Source organism: Methylobacterium sp. CM6246 (assembly GCF_054818005.1).
In genome coordinates this window covers 3,050,749-3,068,405 of record NZ_JBTXKY010000001.1, presented here as the reverse complement: position 1 = coordinate 3,068,405, position 17,657 = coordinate 3,050,749, and the positions used below count along the sequence as shown (strand labels likewise).

Here is a 17,657-nt window from a genome sequence, read left to right as displayed (position 1 = left end):
GTCGCATCCTTTCCTGAGCCCGGGTTCCCCTCTCCCGACTCCTGCTGACGCAGGGGCCACCCTACCCCGCAGGGGGGGAGGGAGAGCCGCGCGGATCCGGAATCGACAGGGTGGCACCGTCGAGGTCATGCCGCCCTACATTAAGTTTCCGGGTCGATCCGTGCCGCGGAGCCGGCCCCGTCACGCGCGAGAAGGCCGATGACGAGCCAGAACGAGATCCGGGACGGCGATTCCCGCCCCCTCCACCACGCCAAGTCCGAGGCGCCGGAGGTGATGTACGTCCCCCGCTACACCGGGGTGCAACGCGTGAACCACTGGATCACCGCGATCCTGTTCACGCTGCTGACCCTGTCCGGGCTGGCGATGTTCACGCCCTACCTGTTCTCGCTGACCGGCCTGTTCGGCGGCGGGCAGGCGACGCGCGCGATCCATCCGTGGTTCGGCGTCGCCCTGGCGGTGAGCTTCTTCTTCCTGTTCGTGCGCTTCTGGAAGCTCAACATCCCCAACAAGGACGATGTCGCGTGGTCCATGAAGATCGGCGACGTCGTCACCAACCGGGAGGACCGCCTGCCCGAGCTCGGCAAGTACAATGCCGGCCAGAAGGGCGTGTTCTGGGGCCAGACCGCGCTGATCGGGGTGATGTTCGTCACCGGCCTGATGATCTGGAACACCTATTTCGGCGGGCTGACCACCATCGAGACCCAGCGCTGGGCGCTGCTCGCCCACTCGCTCGCGGCCGTGATCGCCATCGCGATCATCGTGGTCCACATCTACGCCGGCATCTGGGTGCGCGGCACCGGCCGGGCGATGGTGCGCGGCACGGTGACGGGTGGCTGGGCCTACCGGCATCACCGCAAGTGGTTCCGGCAGATCGCCGGATCCAAGGCGCGCCGGGGCTCGGTGGACAAGCGCGGATCCTGATGCGTGGCCAACTTCTTCAGGCGCAAGCCAACGGTACCGTCCGGGACGACGCCCGCCGCGTCCGAGCCCAAACCCCGGCGGCGGGATTTTAGCGAGCTGAAGCCCGATCCCGACAAGATCGGGATCGCGGGCTCGGTCCCGTTCGTGCGGCTGCCCGATCCCGGAACGCTGTTCGCCGACCGGGCCGCGCGCCTGATGGCGGCGGCACCGGGGCATCCGATGGAGGCCTATCTCCGGTTCGTCGCCGAGGTGGCCCGGGCGCAGGCGTCCGTGCAGGCGGCGTTTCCACCCGCCGAGGCCCCGGCTGCCTCCGACATGGCCCTGCGGACCGAGCACGGGATGCCGCCCCTGTCGCGCCAGCGGCTCGAGGCGGATGCCGGCTTCGACGGTTGCCTCACCGCGCTGCTGGACCAGCTCGACCTGTCGGTGTCCCCGGAGGCGTCACAGGCCGCCCGCGCGAGCCTGCTCGCGGCCTCCCCGGCGGACCGGCTGGATCTCGCCGTGCAGGTCGTGGAAGGCGCGCTGCCGGTGGAGCGGATCGCCGAATGCGTGTTCGTGGCGGCGGCTCTCCAGGTCCGGTTCGCCCAGGATGCGGCGCGCCTCGACGCCTCGGCGCTGAAGCCCGTGGCCGACGGCGTTTGCCCGTGCTGCGGCGGCGCGCCGGTGGCGAGCGTGGTGGTGAGCTGGACTCCGGCCGACAAGGCCCGGTACCTGAGCTGCTCGGTTTGCAGCACCCTGTGGAACCACGTCCGGATCCGCTGCACCGCCTGCGGCTCCGGCGAAGGCATCAGCTATTACGGGCTCGACGAGGTCTCGAAGGACGTCCAGGTCGAGACCTGCACGACCTGCCACAGCTACATCAAGCACCTGCACCAGCACCGGGCGCCGACCCTCGACCCGGTGGCGGACGATATCGCGTCCTACGGCCTCGACCTGAAGATCGCCGAGGACGGATTCCGCCGCGCGGGCTTGAACTTGCTGTTCATCGTTTAAGTCCCGGATCAACCTGGTCCGGGACCGCGTGAAGGGGCAGAGCCGAGCCCTGCCCGATCCCGCGCGCTCAGCGATACCCGTACCGGCTCTTGGCGGCGGCCAGCAGGTGGAGCGCCGGGCCGGACTTGCCGGCGCCGCATTCCGCGGCGGCCTGGCTGAGGTCGGCGTTGAACTGGTCGCCCACCGGCTTGTTGAGGTTGCCGGTGGCCACGTCGCTATCCACGATGGCCTTGGTGCGCGCGATCTCCGGGCCGCAGCCGCTGCCGGCGGGCAGGGACAACGGCGCCGGAACGATGGGCGAGGGCTCGGAGACCTTGGGCGCGGCGGCGCGCTGCTGGCAGGCACCGAGCGTCGCGGCGGCGAGAACCACGAGGCTGAGGCGCATCGGAAGACGTGACGCGGGCACGGCGATCATCCTGTTGCGGCGCACGGGCTGCGCCGCCAGGGTTTTGGGCCGAGCTTGGCAGTGGGTCAATCGCCCGGGCGGCATACCCGCACGCTGTGATGATCACACATGGGGTTCCGGGTGGTCTGAGGCTCGATCAGGTGCCCGATCCTGAACCGGGACGCGCCCATCCTCCCCGCAAACGGGGAGGGAACGCGCCCTCCCTGGACGGCACGTTCCGTTGACCGTGTGCATCGTCCCGGGCCCGATCCGCAGATCCGCCGGCCCGGGCGTCGGCGCGCCCTATTTGGCCTTGTCGGACAGCGCCTTCAGGCCGGATTCGTAGATCCCCTGGATGGCGTCGACCGCCACGGTGTCGGGGGCGCCCTTGGCGTTGAAGGTCCCGCTCCAGGTCACCTTGGAGCCCGTGCCCTCGGGGGCGACGGCCAGCGTCGACTTGTAGTCGGCGACCGGCAGCGGGCCCTCCAGGATCGTGTAGGTGTAGCTCATCACCTTGTCGTCGCGGGAGACCTGCTCCTCCTTGAGGGTGCCGCCGCCCTTCAGGCTCAGCGTGCGGACCTTCAGGCCGTCCTTGTCGGACAGGACGCACTTCTCGATGGCCGGGTGCCAATCGCCGATGCCGCAGAACTCGCCGATCGTCTGCCAGACCTTGGCCGGCGGCGCGGCGATGTCGGCCGAGCGCGTCACCTCCAGGGCGTGGCCCGCGACGGTGGAAGCGGCCAGCGCCAAGGCGGCAAGCGGCAGGGGCCGGCTGAAAGCGAAGGGCATCGGGGGGTCTCCATCCATATCGATCGCGGCGGGCGCCGCGCAGGCTCTGGGGCCGCGCAGGAGCTAAGCCGCGAGACCCGCCGGGGCAATGGGCCGGCCTGACGGACGGCGGCTTCCGCGCCCAGACGACGCGGCGGGCGGACAGGGCGTCCCGGTCGAAGCCCCTACCCTACCACCCCTCCCCCACGTCGCCCTCGACCGGGTCGCCATATCCCTGCACCGGCGCGTAGGCCGGGCGCACGGCGGTTCGGGCGTACGAGGCCGGGAGCGTGCGCCGGCCCATCTGGTCCAGGTCGGCCAGGGTGTCGTCCGGGGCATAGGGATCGCGGCTCCGGGCGAGCCGGCGGGTGCGCGTGCCGCGCTCGGCCACCAGGGCATCGGTGCCCTCGATCTGGACGCGAGTGTGGCTCGCCCCCTGGGCCTTCACGAGGTTGAACAAGGTCGCGGCGTTGCGCACCGACAGCCGCACGCAGCCGTGCGAGGCCGCGCCCCCGAGGCTGCGGACGTGGTTGGTGCCGTGGATCGCGTGGCCCTGGTTCGTGAAGAACATCGCGAACGGCATGGGCGCATCGTCCCACTCCTTCGAGAAGTGGGTGCGCTCCATCCGGAACGGCCGATAGGAACCGGACGGCGTGTCGTAGGCCTCGACCCCGGTGGAGACCGGCCAGGTGTAGCGCGGCTGCCCATCGACCGTGACCTCCATGCGCTGGGAGGATTTGTCGACGGTGATGAGCACATCCGCCCGGGCCGCCGGGGACGCGGCGCCCCACAGGAGCAGTCCGGACAGGACCGAGACCAGACCGATACGCATGAATGACCTCGATGGAGGAGGAAACCGCTTCGAGATAGGCTAAGCCCTTGCTAACGCCAAGGTTCCTGGGCGGGATCCTGCCGCCGCGGGGTTCGACTGCGCAGGCGCTGCGACGGCCGAGGGGCCGCCCGGATCCGGCCGCCTGCATCGTCGTCGCGGGCGGTCCCGAACCCACCCGGTGGAGCGCTTGCACGCGGAACTTGGCTTGGTCCTTGGCCGCTTCCCCAGGCGGGCGGCCCGGCTTCGGCACGGAAGATGCCCCCCGGAAGTTGCGCCCGTTGACACCCGCCCGCCGCCGGGCGCCTCCTACCCCATCCCAGATCCGGAGATCTTATGGCCCTCGACCCCGCCCTCGCCGCCGAGATCGAAGCGTCCGTGGCCGAAGGCTTCGCCGACCAGGTCGCGCACACGCAGGCGCTGGTCCGGTTCGCCTCGCTGCGGGGCGCGGAGCATGCCTGCCAGGATTACGTGTTCGGGACGTTCCGGTCCCGGGGCTACGCCACCGAGCGCTTCGCCATGGACCGCGCCGCCATCGCGGCCCATCCGGGCGGCTCGAAGATCGACGAGCGCCACTCGGACGCCCCGATCGTCGTCTGCCACCACCGCCCGCAGACCGAGACCGGGCGCTCGCTGATCCTGCAGGCCCATGTCGACGTGGTGCCGGAAGGGCCCCGCGACCTGTGGACTCACCCGCCCTTCGATCCGGTGATCGAGGGCGACTGGCTCTACGGCCGCGGCGGCGGCGACATGAAGGCCGGGCACGCCGCCAACCTGTTCGCCCTCGATGCGCTGGCCCGCCTCGGCCTCCAGCCCGCCGCCGCGGTGACGATCCAGTCAGTGGTCGAGGAGGAATCCACCGGCAACGGCGCGCTCGCGACCCATCTGCGCGGCTACCGGGCCGACGCCGTGCTGATCCCGGAGCCCGAGGACGAGAAGCTGGTGCGCGCCAACACCGGCGTGCTGTGGTTCACCGTCGAGGTCCGGGGCGTGCCCGTCCACGTGCGCGAGATGGGCGCCGGCGCCAACGCGATCGACGCGACCTATCGGGTCATCGCCGCCCTGCGGGAGCTCGAGGCGCGCTGGAACGCCGAGAAGGGCGCGCACCGCCACTTCGAGGCCGAGGACCACCCGATCAACCTCAATATCGGCCGGATCGAGGGCGGCGACTGGGCCTCCTCGGTGCCGGCCTGGTGCCGGATCGACTGCCGGGTGGCGCTTTATCCGGGCATGGAAGCGGCCCGGGCCGCCGCCGAGATCGAGGCCGCGGTCTCGGATTTCGCCCGCTCGGATTCCTTCTTGGCCAACAACCCGCCGCGCGTCGCCTTCAACGGGTTCTTCGCCGAAGGCTACGTGCTGGCGGAGGGCTCAGAGGCGGAAGCCGTCCTCGGTCGCGCCCACGAGCGGGCGAGGGGCGCCAAGCTGCAGAGCTTCATGTCGCCGAGCTACCTGGATACGCGGGTCTACGCCCTCTACGACCGGGTGCCGGCCCTGTGCTACGGGCCGATCGCCCAGAACGTCCACGGCTTCGACGAGCGCGTCAGCCTCGTCTCGGTCAAGCGCTGCACCACCGCGATGGCGCTGTTCGTGGCCGAGTGGTGCGGGACGGAGCGGCGGGCGGGCTGAAGCACGGGCTCCGCGCGAGCGGTTCGCTACGACCTGCCTGCCCGATGTGAGCGCCCGCGATCCCCCTCTCTCAGGGGATCAGCCGGTCCGCCCGGAGCCGGGTGAACAGGTCGTAGAACGCGTCGTCGGTGGGCTGATACGCCGTAAAGCCCAGCCGGCGGCTCTTGCTCATGTCGGTGACGACCTCGATCGGCCGGCCGAGATCGGCATCGGTGTGCCAGGGGGAGGCGAGCTTCGCGAGGTCCGTCTCGGCCAGGCCGTGGCGCTCGGCGAGCTCGGCCCAGGCCGGCCCGTCCTGCGCCATCCTGTCCTCCAGCGGCCGGACCGTGCCGTCGAAGGGCACCGCCTCGATCCCGAACCAGTCGGCGATCCGGCCCCACATCCAGCTCCAGCGGAAGACGTCGCCGTCGACCACGTTGAACGCCTCGTTGGCGGCCTTCGGCTCGGTGGAGGCCCAGAGCAGCTGGCGGGCGAGCAGCCTCGCGTCGGTCATGTCGGTGAGCCCGTTCCACTGGGCGGCCGAGCCCGGGAATGTGAAGGGGCGCCCCAGCTCCCGGCACAGGGTGGCGTAGCAGGCCAGCGTCGTGCCCATGTTCATGGCATTGCCGACCGCCTTGCCGATGATCGTGTGCGGGCGGTGCACGCTCCAGGTGAAGCCGTCGCGGGCGCTGGCCGCGAACACCGCGTCCTCCTGGGCGTAGTAGAAGTTCTCGACGTCGAGCCGGCCCTGGTCCTCGCGGAACGGCGTCTGCGGCAGGGTGCCTTTGCCGTAGGCCTCGAACGGGCCGAGATAGTGCTTCAGCCCGGTCACCAGGGCGACGTGGCGGACGCTCTTCTGGGGCCGCAGGGCATCGAGCAGGTTCTCGATCATGGCCCGGTTGACCCGGATCATCTCCGCCTCGGTCGGGCGCCGCTGCCAGGTCGCCAGGAACACGTGGCTCGGTGCGAGGCCGGCGAGCGCCTTGTCGAGGGAGTCCGGGTCCTGAAGGTCGGCGACGACCGGCTCGACCCCCGCCATCGCCACAGGCTTGCGGGCGAGCCCCGCGACCCGCCAGCCATCCTCGGCCAGCAGCGCCCCGGTGGCGCTCCCCACGATCCCGCTGGCGCCGACGATCAGGGCGGTGTTCGACATGCACATCCTCTCGACCCGGCTCACATCCCGGTTGAGCGGCAGATGCGGCCGCCCCCCATAGGCTTCAAGGCCGCCCGACGCCGCCCTCCCCCGCGTCGCGGGTATTGGCGGAGGCGCTTGGTAGACAGGCGTTCTCGTCGCTGGCCGCTTTCAGGATGGGACCGATCGTGCTCGTGGAGGACTCGGGCGCAGAGAGCTATTTCTTCTTTGAAGGATGCGGGCGTTGCACCGCCGTCCGAACATCCTCCTTGTCATCCCGGGGCCGCGAAGCGGAACCCGGGATCCATAACCGCCGACAGCGCAAGCACTTTCATCGTCGGCGGATCTGGATTCCGGGTTCGCCTTCGGCGCCCCGGAATGACAAAGCGGTTTATTGTGCCGCCAGAGCATCATCATCGATCGGTGTCGTGATGCGCGGCCGCCGCTCCCCGCTCCTCACGCCACCCGGTCGATCGCCGCGCCCAGCACCTCGACGATCTCGCCGATCTGGCCGTGTTCGATGATCAGCGGCGGCGACAGGGCGATGATGTCGCCGGTGACGCGGGTGAGCAGGCCGCGCGCGAAGCAATCCACGAACAGGTCGTAGGCGCGCTTGCCGGGGGCGTCGGGCCGGGGCGCCAGCTCGATGCCGGCAATCAGCCCGATGGTGCGGATGTCGATGACGTTCTTGCGCCCGCGCAGGTCGTGCATCGCCGTGGCCCAGTCGTCCGCGAGGTCGGCGGCGCGGGTGAGCAGCCCCTCCTCCCGGTAGATGTCGAGCGTGGCGAGGCCGGCCGCGCACGCCACCGGGTGCCCGGAATAGGTGTAGCCGTGGAACAGCTCGATCCCGTCCGGGCCGTTCATCAGCGCGTCGTGCACCGCGCGGCTCGCGAACACCGCGCCCATCGGCACCGTGCCGTTGGTCAGGCCCTTGGCGCTGGTCACGAGATCGGGCACCACGCCGAAATAATCGGTGGCGAAGGGCGCGCCGAGGCGGCCGAAGCCGGAGATGACCTCGTCGAAGATCAGCAGGATGCCGTGCTTGGTGCAGAGCGCGCGCAGGCGTTCGAGATAGCCCTTCGGCGGGATCAGCACGCCGGTGGAGCCCGCCACCGGCTCCACGATGCAGGCCGCGATGGTCTCGGCCCCATGGAGCGCCACCAGCCGCTCCAGGTCGTCGGCCAGCTCCGCCCCGTGCTCGGGCTGGCCCTTCACGAAGGCGTTGCGGGCCGGATCGTGGGTATGACGCAGGTGATCGGTACCGTTGAGCTGCGGGAAGACCCGGCGGTTCGACACGATGCCGCCCACCGACAGGCCGCCGAAGCCGACGCCGTGATAGCCGCGCTCGCGGCCGATCAGCCGGGTGCGGGTGCCCTGCCCGATCGCCCGCTGGTAGGCGAGCGCGATCTTGAGGGCGGTGTCGACCGATTCGGAGCCGGAATTGGTGAAGAACACCCGGTCGAGGCGGTTGTCGGGGCCGCCCGGGGCGATCTCGGCGAGCCGCTCGGCGAACTCGAACGCGATCGGGTGGCCCATCTGGAAGGTCGGGGCGAAGTCCAGCGTCGCGAGCTGGCGCTCTACCGCGGCGGAGATCCCCCGGCGCCCGTGCCCGGCATTGACGCACCAGAGCCCGGCGGTGCCGTCCAGCACCGTGCGGCCGTCATCGGCCGTGTAGTGCATGCCCTCGGCGGCCACCAGCATCCGCGGCGCCGCCTTGAACTGGCGGTTGGCGGTGAACGGCATCCAGAAGGCGTCGAGCGACGGCGTGTTGCGCAGGGGATGGTCGGTCATGGGTCGGCTCTCCGGGGCGACGTCCAGTCCAGGGGACACCCTGGCGGATCGGGCAACAAGTCCTTTTCTGATCGCCGCCAAGCCCTTGCAGAATCGGGGCCGCGGACGGCACCGTTGCGGGATCCTCAACACCTGAAACGGGGCCGGGACGGATGAGCATCGATGTCGGCGCGCGCCTGCGCTTCGTGCGGGCCCGCCACGGCCTGTCGCAGCGGGCGCTGGCCAAGCGCGCCGGGGTGACGAACTCGGCGATCTCGCTGATCGAGGCGAACCGGGTGAACCCCTCGGTGGGTGCCCTCAAGCGCATCCTCGACGGGGTGCCGATCGGCATGTCCGAGTTCTTCGCGCTCGAACCGGAGCCGGAGCGCAAGGCGTTCTTCGCGGCACACGAGCTGACCGAGATCGGCCGCAAGGCGACCAAGGGGGCGATCTCGTTCCTGCAGGTCGGCGACAGCCTGTTCGGGCGCAAGCTCCAACTCCTGAAGGAGCGCTACGAGCCCGGGGCCGATACCGGCCGGGTGCCGCTCTCCCACGAGGGCGAGGAGGGCGGCATCGTGCTGTCCGGCCGCCTCGAGGTCACGGTCGGCGAGGAGCGGCGCATCCTCGGCCCCGGCGATGCCTACAGCTTCGACAGCCGCCGCCCGCACCGGTTCCGCTGCGTCGGCCCCAACCCGTGCGAGCTGGTCAGCGCCTGCACGCCGCCGAGTTTTTAGAGCCGGATGCCGGGCGACAGCGTCATCCTCCTCCACGGTCTCGGGCGGACGTCCGCCTCGCTCGCGCGGATGCGGGCGGCGCTGACCGCCTCGGGCTACCGAGCGGTGGCGCTCGACTATCACTCGACCCGCCACGCCCTGCCGGACCTCACGGCCTCACTCGGCCCCCGCATCGCCGAGATCGCGCACGGGACCCCGGGGGATCTGCACTTCGTCGGGCACTCGATGGGCGGGCTCCTCGCCCGGGCCCTGATCGCCCAGGCGCGGCCGGAGCGGCTCGGCCGGCTGGTCATGCTCGGGCCGCCCAATCGCGGCAGCGAGATCGCGGACCGGCTGGGTCATCTCGGGCTCTACCGCCGGGTCTTCGGGCCGGCGGGTCTCACGCTCGGGACCCGCAGCGTCCCGGTCTGGCCCGATCCGGATTACCCGGTCGGCGTTATCGCCGGCACCCGCACCGTCGATCCGATCGGCTGGCTGATGCTGCCCCGGCCCAATGACGGCCGGGTCAGCGTGGCCGCGACCCGGATCGCCGGTCTGCAGGGTCATCTGGTCCTGCCGGTGAGCCACGCGCTGATGATGCATCATCCCACCGTCATCGCGCAGACTTTGCGGTTCCTGGCGGGCGGCGGATTCGGTACTGGCAGGTGAATGCAGAATGCCACCGCGAGCGCGCGAGGATCGATGGCCGTCACGCAGGAAGCCCCGGGATCGGCACCCGGGAAGAGCCAGTCGACGCGGGCGGCGGTGGCGGCCTTCGTGGGCACCACCATCGAGTGGTACGATTTCTTCATCTACGGCACCGCGGCGGCCCTGGTGTTCGGGCCGCTCTTCTTCACGGCGGAATCGCCCTACATCGCGACGCTTGCGGCCTTCGGCACGTTCGCGGTCGGCTTCCTGGCCCGGCCCCTCGGCGGGGTGATCTTCGGGCATCTCGGCGACCGCTTCGGGCGCAAGCGCGCCCTGGTGGCGACCCTGGTGATGATGGGCATCGCCACGTCCGGGATCGGGCTGCTGCCGACCTACGCGTCGGTCGGCCTGTGGGCGCCGGTGCTGTTGGTCGTGCTGCGGCTGGTGCAGGGTATCGCGGTCGGCGGCGAGTGGGGCGGGGCCGTGCTTATGGCCGCCGAGCACGCGCCGGCCGGGCGCAACACCTTCTTCGCCTCGTTCGCGCAGCTCGGCAGCCCCGCCGGGCAGATCCTGTCGCTCCTGGCTTTCCGGCTCGCCAGCCTGCTGGACAAGGAGACCTTCCTGGCCTGGGGCTGGCGCCTGCCGTTCCTGGTGAGCGTTCTGCTGCTGGGCGTCGGCCTCGCGATCCGGCTCGGCGTCGCCGAATCGCCCGCCTTCGAGAAGACCCGGGCCGCGGGCGGGCCGCCGCAGGCCCCCGTGCGCGAGGTGCTGTCGTCCTTCCTCAAGCCGGTGCTGCTGGCGGCCGGCGCCAACACCTTCGCGATCGCCTCGGTCTACCTGTTCAACACCTTCATGATCGCGTTCACGACGCAGTATCTCGGAATCGCCCGCGCGACGATCCTGGACGCGCTGCTGATCGCGGCCGTGGTGCAGCTGGTGATGACCCCGGTGGGCGCCCGTATCGCGGAGCTCATCCGCAACGAGCGGCTGTTCCTGCAGGGCGCGCTGGTCTGGGCGATGCTGGCCCCCTACCCGCTGTTCTGGCTGGTCGAGACCCGGTCGGTGAGCTTGATCATCCTCGGGCTCGCCCTGAACGTCGTCGGCACCGCGACCTTCTACGCGGTGATCGCCGGCTACCTCGCGGGCGCCTTCCCGGCCCGGGTGCGCTATACGGCGATCTCGATCGCCTACCAGTTCTGCGGGGCGCTGGCCGGTGGCCTGACACCGATCGTCGGCACGGTGCTGGCCGAGCGCTTCCAGGGGCATTGGTGGCCGATCGCCGTGTTCGGGACGGTCCTTGCCGGGATCTCCTTCCTCTGCGTGACGCTGATCGGCGGCTACCGGGCGCGCCAGCGCGGCTTTCAGGACGACTGAGGGTCCCGGGTTTTCACTCAAAGGCGGCGGATCCGGCTAACGCCGGATTCAAGGGCTCGCGTTAGAACGGTCGCATGAGCACCCTCGCCGCCACGGCCAGCCAGATGCTGGCGACGTCCCAGAACCAGGCGATCGGCACCGCGGTGGCGCGCCAGCAGATCGCCGCCGAGAAGGCGGTGGCCGGCCTGGTGGCGGAGACCGCCCAGGGCGGCGCCGCATCCGGGCCGCCGGCGCCTCCCGGCCAGGGCCAGCGCCTCGACCTACGGGTCTGAAATCGCCTACCCGAAGCCGTAGAGCCGGCGCGGGTTGTCGACGAAGAGCCGGCGGCGCCTGTCCGCGTCCGGCACCCACTCGGCCATCAGGTCGAGGAGGTCGGACAGGCGCGGCGGGCCGTCCCAGGCGGCGACGTGCGGCCAGTCCGAGCCCCAGACGCAGCGCTCGGGGGCGGCCTCGTTGAGGGCGCCGGCGAACGGAATCGTATCGGCATAGGGCGGCCCGGCCACCGAGTCCCGGAAGGCGCCCGACAGCTTCACCCAATGGCCGTCGCGCACGAGGCCGAGCAGGGTCTGGAAGCCTGGATGCTCCACCCCGGCCGAGGCCGGCATGTGGCCCATATGGTCGAACACCAGGGGCACCGGCAGCCGCGACAGGCGGCTCGCAATCGGCGGCAGGTCGCGGGCGTCGAGCAGGAACTGGAGGTGCCAGCCCATCTCGCGGGCCAGCGCCCCGTAGGCCTCCACCGCATCGAGGCCGATGCCGCCGCCGAACAGCACGTTGAGGCGCAGGCCCACCACCCCGGCCTCCTTCAGGGCGGCGAGGTCCGCATCGGGGAGGCCCAGCGGGATCACCGCGATGCCGCGCAGGCGCTGCCGGTTGGCCCGGAGCGTCTCCACCATCAGGCGGTTGTCGGTGCCGTGGACGCTGACCTGGACCAGCACGCCGTTGGCCATGCCGGTGGCGTCGAGCATCGCGAGGTACCGGTCCGCGGGGGCGGCCGGGGGCGTGTAGCTGCGGTCGGCCACGAGCGGATAGGCCGGTGGCAGGCCGATCACGTGGGCATGGGTGTCGACCGCGCCCTCCGGCACCCGGTAGCGCGTCGGGCCGCCGGGGTGCGGATCGGGGGCCGGGCAGTCTCTGATCTCCGCCATGATCAGGTATCCGCGTGCAGGACCCGGCCGCGGGTCTCGGGCAGCGCGAAGGCCGCCAGGAAGAAGATCCCGTAGGCGATGGCCGCGAAGATCGCGATGGCCGAGGCGAGGCCGGCGCGCTCGGCGAGGTAGCCGACGAGCGCTGGGAACAGGGCGCCGATGCCCCGGCCGAAATTGTAGCAGAACCCCTGCCCCGAGCCGCGCAAACGGGTCGGGTAGAGTTCGGTCAGGAACGCGCCCATTCCGGAGAAGTAGCCGGAGGCGAAGAAGCCGAGCGGGAAGCCCAGCACCCAGAGCACGCCGTTGGAGAGCGGGATCTGCGTGTAGGCGACGATCACCGCGATGGCGCCGAGCGAAAAGATCAGGAACAGCGGCCGGCGCCCGAGCCGGTCGGCCAGCCACGCGCCCACGAGATAGCCGGCGAACGAGCCGACGATCAGGGCCGCGAGGTAGCCCGTGGAGGACACCACCGACAGACCGCGCTCCGTGGTCAGGAAGCGCGGCACCCAGGTGGTGATCGCGTAGTAGCCGCCCTGGCATCCGGCCGCCGCCAGCGAGGCGAGCAGGGTGGTCTTGAGGATCGGCCCGGAGAAGATCTCCCAGATCTTCGGCCGGTCGCCGGTCGCGATGGCCCGGGCACGAGTCTCGGCGGCGACCTGCGGCTCCTGGACGTAGCGGCGCAGGTAGAAGATCAGCAGGGCCGGCAGCGCGCCGATCGCGAACATCCAGCGCCAGGCGATCTCGGGGGGCAGCAGCGAGAAGGTTACGGCCTGTGCGAGCACCGCCATGCCCCAGCCGATCGCCCAACCGGACTGGACCGAGCCGACCGCGCGGCCGCGATATTCGGCCCGGATGGTCTCGCCGATCAGCACGGCGCCGGCCGCCCACTCGCCACCGAAGCCGAGCCCCAGGATCGCCCGGGCGATGAGCAGTTGCTCGAAGTTCTGCACGAAGGCGCAGAGCAACGAGAACACCGAGAACCACAGGATGGTGATCTGGAGGGTGAGCACCCGGCCGATCCGGTCGGCGACGAAGCCCGCGAGCCAGCCGCCCAGGGCCGAGGCCAGCAGCGTCACCGTGGCGGCGAGGCCGGCCGTGCCGGAATCGACATGCCAGAGGGCCATGATCGTCCCGATCACCAGCGGGTAGATCATGAAGTCCATGCCGTCGAGGCACCACCCGGCAGCGCAGGCCCAGAAGGTGTGCCGCTCCGTCGACGTCATGGAGCGGTAGAAGGCCATCAGGCTGGCATCGCGGATTTCCACCGCCTCCACGCCCGGATGTCCCGGCCCTGCTTCCGTCCGCATCACACTCTCCCGTCAGCGGATACCAATATCGGCGCCAATAGCCGAGCTGTGCAACCGTGGGGAGGTGCTACGCAAGGAAAAGGCCGCCCTGAGGCGGCCTTTTCCGAGACGTTCCGGTTCAGGCGTCGCTCAGTAGCAGCGCTCCACCAGAACCCGGCGGTAGCCGTAGGGGGTCCAGCGCACCCGCGGGACCGTGTAGCAGCCGCCGCCGTAGCCGTAATCGCCGGCGAAGCCGACCGGGGCGTAGCCGCCGCCATAGCCGTAGCCCGGATAGCCGTAGCCGCCGCCGTAACCGCCGTAGCCACCATAGAGGCCGCCGGCCGCCAGACCCAGGCCGACGCCGAGACCCAGGCCGCCGAGCCCGTAGCCGTAGCCGCCGCGATAGCCGTAGCCGCGGCCGTAGAAGCCCCGGCCGTAGCCACCGCGGAAGCCGGCGCCGCGGAACCCGCCGTAGCCGCCCCGGAACCCGCCGAAGCCACCGCCGCGGAACCCGCCGAATCCGCCGCCTCGAAACCCGCCGCCGAATCCACCACCGTGGAACCCGCCGCCGTGGAAGCCGCCTCCGCCGAAGCCACGCGCGTCGGCGCTGGCCGGCATCACGACCAGGGCACCCGCCGCCAGCATGGCCGAGCCAAGCACTGCACCCTTCATCATGTATCTCCGTGGATCTAGACCGCCCTCGTGGCTAAGAAACGCCGAGTACTGAAAACAGTTCAGCCGCCCCCCGCGGCGCGCCGCCGCTCCCGCAAGGCGCAAGCCCGGCGCCATCCTGACCGTGGACGGTGCGGTTCCGGACACCAAAATCGCCGTTTTCCCAGGTGAGAGCTCCTGCGTCGGCCCGCGTCTCCGCCTGTGGGCATCACGGAACCCTCGATGACGACGCGCCCGGTTCACGCCTTCTTGATCGCGCTCCTGGCGCTGGTCGCCCTCAGCCGCGGAGCCGCGGCGGCGCCGGCCGCCCCGGACCTCTGCCGCGCCGTCCAGGCGCAGGGCGAGAGCTTCACGGTCTGCACCGTCGACCTGCGGCGCCAGCGGGTGCGGCTGTTCTGGCTTCAGGAGGACGGCCGGCCCTACGGTGCCCTGGGGACCCTCGCCGAGAAGCAGGGCGGCCGCCTCGGCTTCGCGATGAATGCCGGCATGTACGACAAGGAGCAGGCGCCGGTGGGCCTCTACGTCGAGGACGGGCGCGAGATGAAGCACGTCTCGACCGCGGACGGGCCGGGCAACTTCCACCTCAAGCCCAACGGCGTGTTCTGGCTGAAGGGCGACAAGGCCGGCGTGCTCGACACCGGACATTATCTCCGGGCGAAGATCCGGCCCGACTTCGCGACCCAATCCGGCCCGATGCTGGTAATCGACGGCCAGATCCACCCGAAAATCTCGGCGGACGGGCCGAGCCAGAAGATCCGCAACGGCGTCGGGGTACAGGAGGACGGCCGCGTGGCGGTGTTCGCCATCTCCGAGCGCCCGGTGACGTTCGGGGCCTTCGCCCGCTTGTTCCGGGACGACCTCGGCTGCCGCAACGCCCTGTTCCTCGACGGAACGGTGTCCAGCCTCTACGCGCCGAATCTCGGCCGCTCCGACATCAGCCGGCCGCTGGGGCCAATGGTCGGGGCGATGGCGCGCTGACGGCGCGCGCTCGTCATCCTGCGTCACCGCGGATCCGATCCCGGACCACATCACGGTACGCCCACGAGGCCCCACGTGGGCGTACACCGGCAGGCATGCGAGCCGGGGCCGTGAGGTCGATTGCCCGGCGGTCCGGAACCGCCGTCAGCGCTTGAACGCGCGCCCAACCCCGATATACTCAGACAAAATAAAGGGGGGCAACATGAGTCGGTCGAGGCTTTTCGGCAGCGTCGCAGCTGTGCTGATCGCGACGAGCTCGGCGGGGGCGCAAGTCCCGCAAACGATCCTGTACGGCGCGGCCTATTACGATGAGTATACGCCGGTCGATCGGGTCGACGAAGACGCCAGGATGATGAAGGCGGCGGGCATCACCGTCGTCCGGATCGCCGAATCCACGTGGGGCACGTTGGAGCCTCAGCCAAACGTCTTCAATTTCACCCCGATCGACAGGACCCTCGCGGCGATGAACCGTGAAGGCATCAAGGTCATCATCGGCACGCCGACCTATGCCGTGCCGACGTGGTTGGCGCGTCAGCACCCCGACATCCTGCTGCAGCCGGGCGCCTACGGTCCGCGGCAGAATATGGACATCACCAATCCCCATTATCGCGCAGCCGCCGAGCGCGTCATTGCGGCCCTGATCGCCCACGTGAAGGACGATCCGGCGGTCATCGGCTACCAGGTCGACAACGAGACCAAGTCGTTCGGAACCAGCGGCCCCAACGTCCAGGCCGCCTTCGTTGCGGCCCTGAAAAGAAAGTGGTCGAGCCTCGACGAGCTCAACAAGGCTTGGGGGCTCGACTACTGGAGCAACCGGATCAACAGCTGGGACGATTTCCCGTCGGTCAACGCGTCGATCAACGCCAGTTTGACGAACGCCTTCCAGGCTTTCCAGCGGGGGCTCGTGACCGACTTCCTCGCGTGGCAGGCTGATCTGGTCCGTCGTCACGCCCGTCCCGGCCAGTTCGTCACCCAGAATTTCGACCTCGACTGGCGCGGCTATTCCTACGGCATCCAGCCGGACGTCAATCATTGGGAAGCCGCCAAGGCGCTCGATGTGGCCGGCATCGACATCTACCATCCCAGCCAGGAGAAGCTGACCGGGACCGAGATCGCCTTCGGCGGCGACGTGGCCCGCTCGCTGCGCGGCGGCGAGAATTACCTGGTGATCGAGACTCAGGCGCAGGGATTCCCGGAATGGACGCCCTTTCCTGGCCAGCTTCGCCTGCAGGCCTTCAGCCACCTCGCCTCGGGTGCGAAGATGGTCGAGTACTGGCACTGGGCCACGACCACGAACGCGTTCGAGACCTACTGGCGCGGGCTGCTGACGCAGGACTACAAGCCCAACCCGGTCTACGACGAGGCGAAGACGATCGGCGCCGATCTCAAGCGGCTCGGGCCGAAGCTCGCCGACATGAAGAAGAAGAACCGCGTCGCCCTCTACGTCAGCAACGCCGCGTTGAGCGCCTTCGATTCGTTCAAGATCAACACGCACGACTTCAAGGCCAATGCCGATCGGAAGCCCGTCACCTACAACGAGGTGGTGCGAGGATTCTACGATGCGCTTTACCGGCAGAACATCGAGGTGGATCTGATCTCTCCGTCCTCCACGGTACCGCTCGATCAATACAAGCTGATCGTGGTGCCGGCGCTCTACGCGGCGAGCGATGCTGAGATCGCCAAGCTCAATGAATGCGCCAAGGCGGGCGCCCACGTGCTCTACAGCTTCAAGAGCGGCTTCTCCGACGAGAACACGAAGGTGCGCTTCGCGGCGCAGCCGGGCGGGATCGCGCAGGCGGCAGGGGTGACCTATCAGCTGTTCACGGTTCCCGAGGGCGTATCCCTCGCCGGCGATCCGTTCGGCGTCGGCGCTGTCGACAACAAGGCCCGCTGGTGGATGGAGATGTTGACCCCGACCACGGCAACGGTGGTGGCGCGCTACCAGAGCCCGTCCTGGCCCGCCGCCGCCGCGGTGACGCGCAACAGCTGGGGCGCGGGCGAGGTCACCTATGTGGGCTTCATGCCGACCGATGCCCTGGCGGAGAAAATCCTGGCGGATGCGGCCACGCGCGCCGGGATCGACGTTCCCGCGGCGCACTGGCCGATCGTCGTTCGCGGGGGCACCCTGTCGAACGGGCATCCGGTTCGCTACGTGTTGAACTACTCCGCGGCGGCACGGGCCACGCCCGCGATGATGAACGGCACCGAACTCCTCGGCGGTCGGGCGGTCACGCGCGGCAAGCCGATCGACCTGCCGGCTTGGGGCGTCGCGATCCTCGAAGGCGAGTCCGCGGCGCCCTGATCGACCCGCGCTCGGCTTCGGAGCCGGGCGCGGTCTGATCGGGAGCGGCGCCAGAGCCGCTCCCGATCGCGCTGCAATCCGGGACGGCTCTCAGTCCTCGATGCAACGCGATCGCTTGCGCCGAACCGGTAAC

The 17,657-nt window shown here is 70.2% G+C and carries 17 protein-coding genes; 9 read left to right on the top strand and 8 right to left on the bottom strand.

The genetic code is table 11. From position 1 onward, the window contains the following. Positions 1-198 precede the first annotated feature (198 nt). Both ACYQPG_RS15060 and fdhE read left to right on the top strand, forming a co-directional pair. The gene (locus ACYQPG_RS15060; RefSeq protein WP_147939409.1) at positions 199-921 is read left to right on the top strand and encodes a formate dehydrogenase subunit gamma; all 723 of its coding nucleotides are present in this window, start codon (positions 199-201) and stop codon (positions 919-921) included. A 3-nt stretch (positions 922-924) separates the two neighbouring features. Then, complete coding sequence (gene fdhE / locus ACYQPG_RS15055; RefSeq protein WP_419829722.1) at positions 925-1,914, top strand: formate dehydrogenase accessory protein FdhE; 990 nt, start codon at positions 925-927, stop codon at positions 1,912-1,914. Positions 1,915-1,981: 67 nt separating this feature from the next. Here the strand turns inward: fdhE and ACYQPG_RS15050 are convergent, their stop codons facing one another. The 3 genes from ACYQPG_RS15050 to ACYQPG_RS15040 all read right to left on the bottom strand — a co-directional run bounded on the left by ACYQPG_RS15050 (position 1,982) and on the right by ACYQPG_RS15040 (position 3,899). Next, on the bottom strand, positions 1,982-2,329 hold the full coding sequence (locus ACYQPG_RS15050; protein ID WP_419829721.1) for a hypothetical protein: 348 nt from the start codon (positions 2,327-2,329) through the stop codon (positions 1,982-1,984). 273 nt (positions 2,330-2,602) lie between these two features. Further along, complete coding sequence (locus ACYQPG_RS15045; RefSeq protein ID WP_147857467.1) at positions 2,603-3,088, bottom strand: SRPBCC family protein; 486 nt, start codon at positions 3,086-3,088, stop codon at positions 2,603-2,605. A gap of 169 nt (positions 3,089-3,257) precedes the next feature. Then, positions 3,258-3,899 carry a L,D-transpeptidase gene (locus ACYQPG_RS15040; RefSeq protein ID WP_461231196.1) on the bottom strand — a complete coding sequence of 214 codons (642 nt, stop codon included), beginning with the start codon at positions 3,897-3,899 and terminating at the stop codon, positions 3,258-3,260. A gap of 333 nt (positions 3,900-4,232) precedes the next feature. Here ACYQPG_RS15040 and ACYQPG_RS15035 point away from each other — a divergent pair, with 333 nt between their 5' ends. Next, on the top strand, positions 4,233-5,522 hold the full coding sequence (locus ACYQPG_RS15035; protein WP_419829719.1) for an ArgE/DapE family deacylase: 1,290 nt from the start codon (positions 4,233-4,235) through the stop codon (positions 5,520-5,522). Positions 5,523-5,592: 70 nt separating this feature from the next. Here ACYQPG_RS15035 and ACYQPG_RS15030 read toward each other — a convergent pair whose 3' ends face one another. Together ACYQPG_RS15030 and aptA are read right to left on the bottom strand one after the other, a co-directional pair. Continuing rightward, positions 5,593-6,654 (bottom strand): SDR family oxidoreductase, encoded by a 1,062-nt coding sequence (locus ACYQPG_RS15030; protein ID WP_419829718.1) that lies wholly within the window; start codon positions 6,652-6,654, stop codon positions 5,593-5,595. Positions 6,655-7,089: 435 nt separating this feature from the next. Next, complete coding sequence (gene aptA, locus ACYQPG_RS15025) at positions 7,090-8,424, bottom strand: omega-aminotransferase AptA (RefSeq protein WP_147908871.1); 1,335 nt, start codon at positions 8,422-8,424, stop codon at positions 7,090-7,092. Positions 8,425-8,576: 152 nt separating this feature from the next. Between aptA and ACYQPG_RS15020 the strand changes: the two genes are divergently transcribed. The 4 genes from ACYQPG_RS15020 (at position 8,577) to ACYQPG_RS15005 (ending at position 11,410) form a co-directional block, all read left to right on the top strand. Then, positions 8,577-9,137 (top strand): cupin domain-containing protein, encoded by a 561-nt coding sequence (locus tag ACYQPG_RS15020; protein ID WP_147939403.1) that lies wholly within the window; start codon positions 8,577-8,579, stop codon positions 9,135-9,137. A gap of 6 nt (positions 9,138-9,143) precedes the next feature. Then, entirely contained in the window at positions 9,144-9,785 is a 642-nt protein-coding gene (locus ACYQPG_RS15015; protein ID WP_147939402.1) for an alpha/beta hydrolase, read from the top strand. A 33-nt stretch (positions 9,786-9,818) separates the two neighbouring features. After that, positions 9,819-11,138 carry an MFS transporter gene (locus ACYQPG_RS15010; protein WP_147939401.1) on the top strand — a complete coding sequence of 440 codons (1,320 nt, stop codon included), beginning with the start codon at positions 9,819-9,821 and terminating at the stop codon, positions 11,136-11,138. Between the two features lie 74 nt (positions 11,139-11,212). Then, positions 11,213-11,410, top strand: a complete 198-nt coding sequence (locus tag ACYQPG_RS15005) for a hypothetical protein (protein WP_147908875.1) — start codon at positions 11,213-11,215, stop codon at positions 11,408-11,410. 6 nt (positions 11,411-11,416) lie between these two features. On the opposite strand, the gene ACYQPG_RS15000 is transcribed toward ACYQPG_RS15005, so the two are convergent. The 3 genes from ACYQPG_RS15000 to ACYQPG_RS14990 all read right to left on the bottom strand — a co-directional run bounded on the left by ACYQPG_RS15000 (position 11,417) and on the right by ACYQPG_RS14990 (position 14,244). Beyond that, positions 11,417-12,286: an amidohydrolase family protein gene (locus ACYQPG_RS15000; RefSeq protein ID WP_419829717.1), complete on the bottom strand. Its 870-nt coding sequence runs from the start codon at positions 12,284-12,286 to the stop codon at positions 11,417-11,419. Positions 12,287-12,288: 2 nt separating this feature from the next. Further along, complete coding sequence (locus tag ACYQPG_RS14995) at positions 12,289-13,593, bottom strand: MFS transporter (RefSeq protein WP_147908877.1); 1,305 nt, start codon at positions 13,591-13,593, stop codon at positions 12,289-12,291. 129 nt (positions 13,594-13,722) lie between these two features. Beyond that, positions 13,723-14,244, bottom strand: a complete 522-nt coding sequence (locus tag ACYQPG_RS14990; protein ID WP_147908888.1) for a hypothetical protein — start codon at positions 14,242-14,244, stop codon at positions 13,723-13,725. A gap of 222 nt (positions 14,245-14,466) precedes the next feature. On the opposite strand from ACYQPG_RS14990, the gene ACYQPG_RS14985 reads away from it, so the two are divergent. Together ACYQPG_RS14985 and ACYQPG_RS14980 are read left to right on the top strand one after the other, a co-directional pair. Next, complete coding sequence (locus ACYQPG_RS14985) at positions 14,467-15,222, top strand: phosphodiester glycosidase family protein (RefSeq protein ID WP_461231195.1); 756 nt, start codon at positions 14,467-14,469, stop codon at positions 15,220-15,222. A 202-nt stretch (positions 15,223-15,424) separates the two neighbouring features. Beyond that, positions 15,425-17,524 (top strand): beta-galactosidase, encoded by a 2,100-nt coding sequence (locus ACYQPG_RS14980; protein WP_147908879.1) that lies wholly within the window; start codon positions 15,425-15,427, stop codon positions 17,522-17,524. Positions 17,525-17,657 lie beyond the last annotated feature (133 nt).

What these genes read in the sequence shown, in the direction of transcription:
- ACYQPG_RS15030 (WP_419829718.1), bottom strand. Translation starts at nt 6,654, where the DNA reads ATGTCGAACACCGCCCTGATCGTCGGCGCCAGCGGGATCGTGGGGAGC.
- ACYQPG_RS14990 (WP_147908888.1), bottom strand. Translation starts at nt 14,244, where the DNA reads ATGAAGGGTGCAGTGCTTGGCTCGGCCATGCTGGCGGCGGGTGCCCTG.
- ACYQPG_RS15005 (WP_147908875.1), top strand. Translation starts at nt 11,213, where the DNA reads ATGAGCACCCTCGCCGCCACGGCCAGCCAGATGCTGGCGACGTCCCAG.
- ACYQPG_RS15010 (WP_147939401.1), top strand. Translation starts at nt 9,819, where the DNA reads ATGGCCGTCACGCAGGAAGCCCCGGGATCGGCACCCGGGAAGAGCCAG.
- aptA (WP_147908871.1), bottom strand. Translation starts at nt 8,424, where the DNA reads ATGACCGACCATCCCCTGCGCAACACGCCGTCGCTCGACGCCTTCTGG.
- ACYQPG_RS14995 (WP_147908877.1), bottom strand. Translation starts at nt 13,593, where the DNA reads ATGCGGACGGAAGCAGGGCCGGGACATCCGGGCGTGGAGGCGGTGGAA.
- ACYQPG_RS15035 (WP_419829719.1), top strand. Translation starts at nt 4,233, where the DNA reads ATGGCCCTCGACCCCGCCCTCGCCGCCGAGATCGAAGCGTCCGTGGCC.
- ACYQPG_RS14980 (WP_147908879.1), top strand. Translation starts at nt 15,425, where the DNA reads ATGAGTCGGTCGAGGCTTTTCGGCAGCGTCGCAGCTGTGCTGATCGCG.
- ACYQPG_RS14985 (WP_461231195.1), top strand. Translation starts at nt 14,467, where the DNA reads ATGACGACGCGCCCGGTTCACGCCTTCTTGATCGCGCTCCTGGCGCTG.
- ACYQPG_RS15045 (WP_147857467.1), bottom strand. Translation starts at nt 3,088, where the DNA reads ATGCCCTTCGCTTTCAGCCGGCCCCTGCCGCTTGCCGCCTTGGCGCTG.
- ACYQPG_RS15040 (WP_461231196.1), bottom strand. Translation starts at nt 3,899, where the DNA reads ATGCGTATCGGTCTGGTCTCGGTCCTGTCCGGACTGCTCCTGTGGGGC.
- ACYQPG_RS15015 (WP_147939402.1), top strand. Translation starts at nt 9,144, where the DNA reads ATGCCGGGCGACAGCGTCATCCTCCTCCACGGTCTCGGGCGGACGTCC.
- ACYQPG_RS15020 (WP_147939403.1), top strand. Translation starts at nt 8,577, where the DNA reads ATGAGCATCGATGTCGGCGCGCGCCTGCGCTTCGTGCGGGCCCGCCAC.
- ACYQPG_RS15050 (WP_419829721.1), bottom strand. Translation starts at nt 2,329, where the DNA reads ATGATCGCCGTGCCCGCGTCACGTCTTCCGATGCGCCTCAGCCTCGTG.
- ACYQPG_RS15060 (WP_147939409.1), top strand. Translation starts at nt 199, where the DNA reads ATGACGAGCCAGAACGAGATCCGGGACGGCGATTCCCGCCCCCTCCAC.
- ACYQPG_RS15000 (WP_419829717.1), bottom strand. Translation starts at nt 12,286, where the DNA reads ATGGCGGAGATCAGAGACTGCCCGGCCCCCGATCCGCACCCCGGCGGC.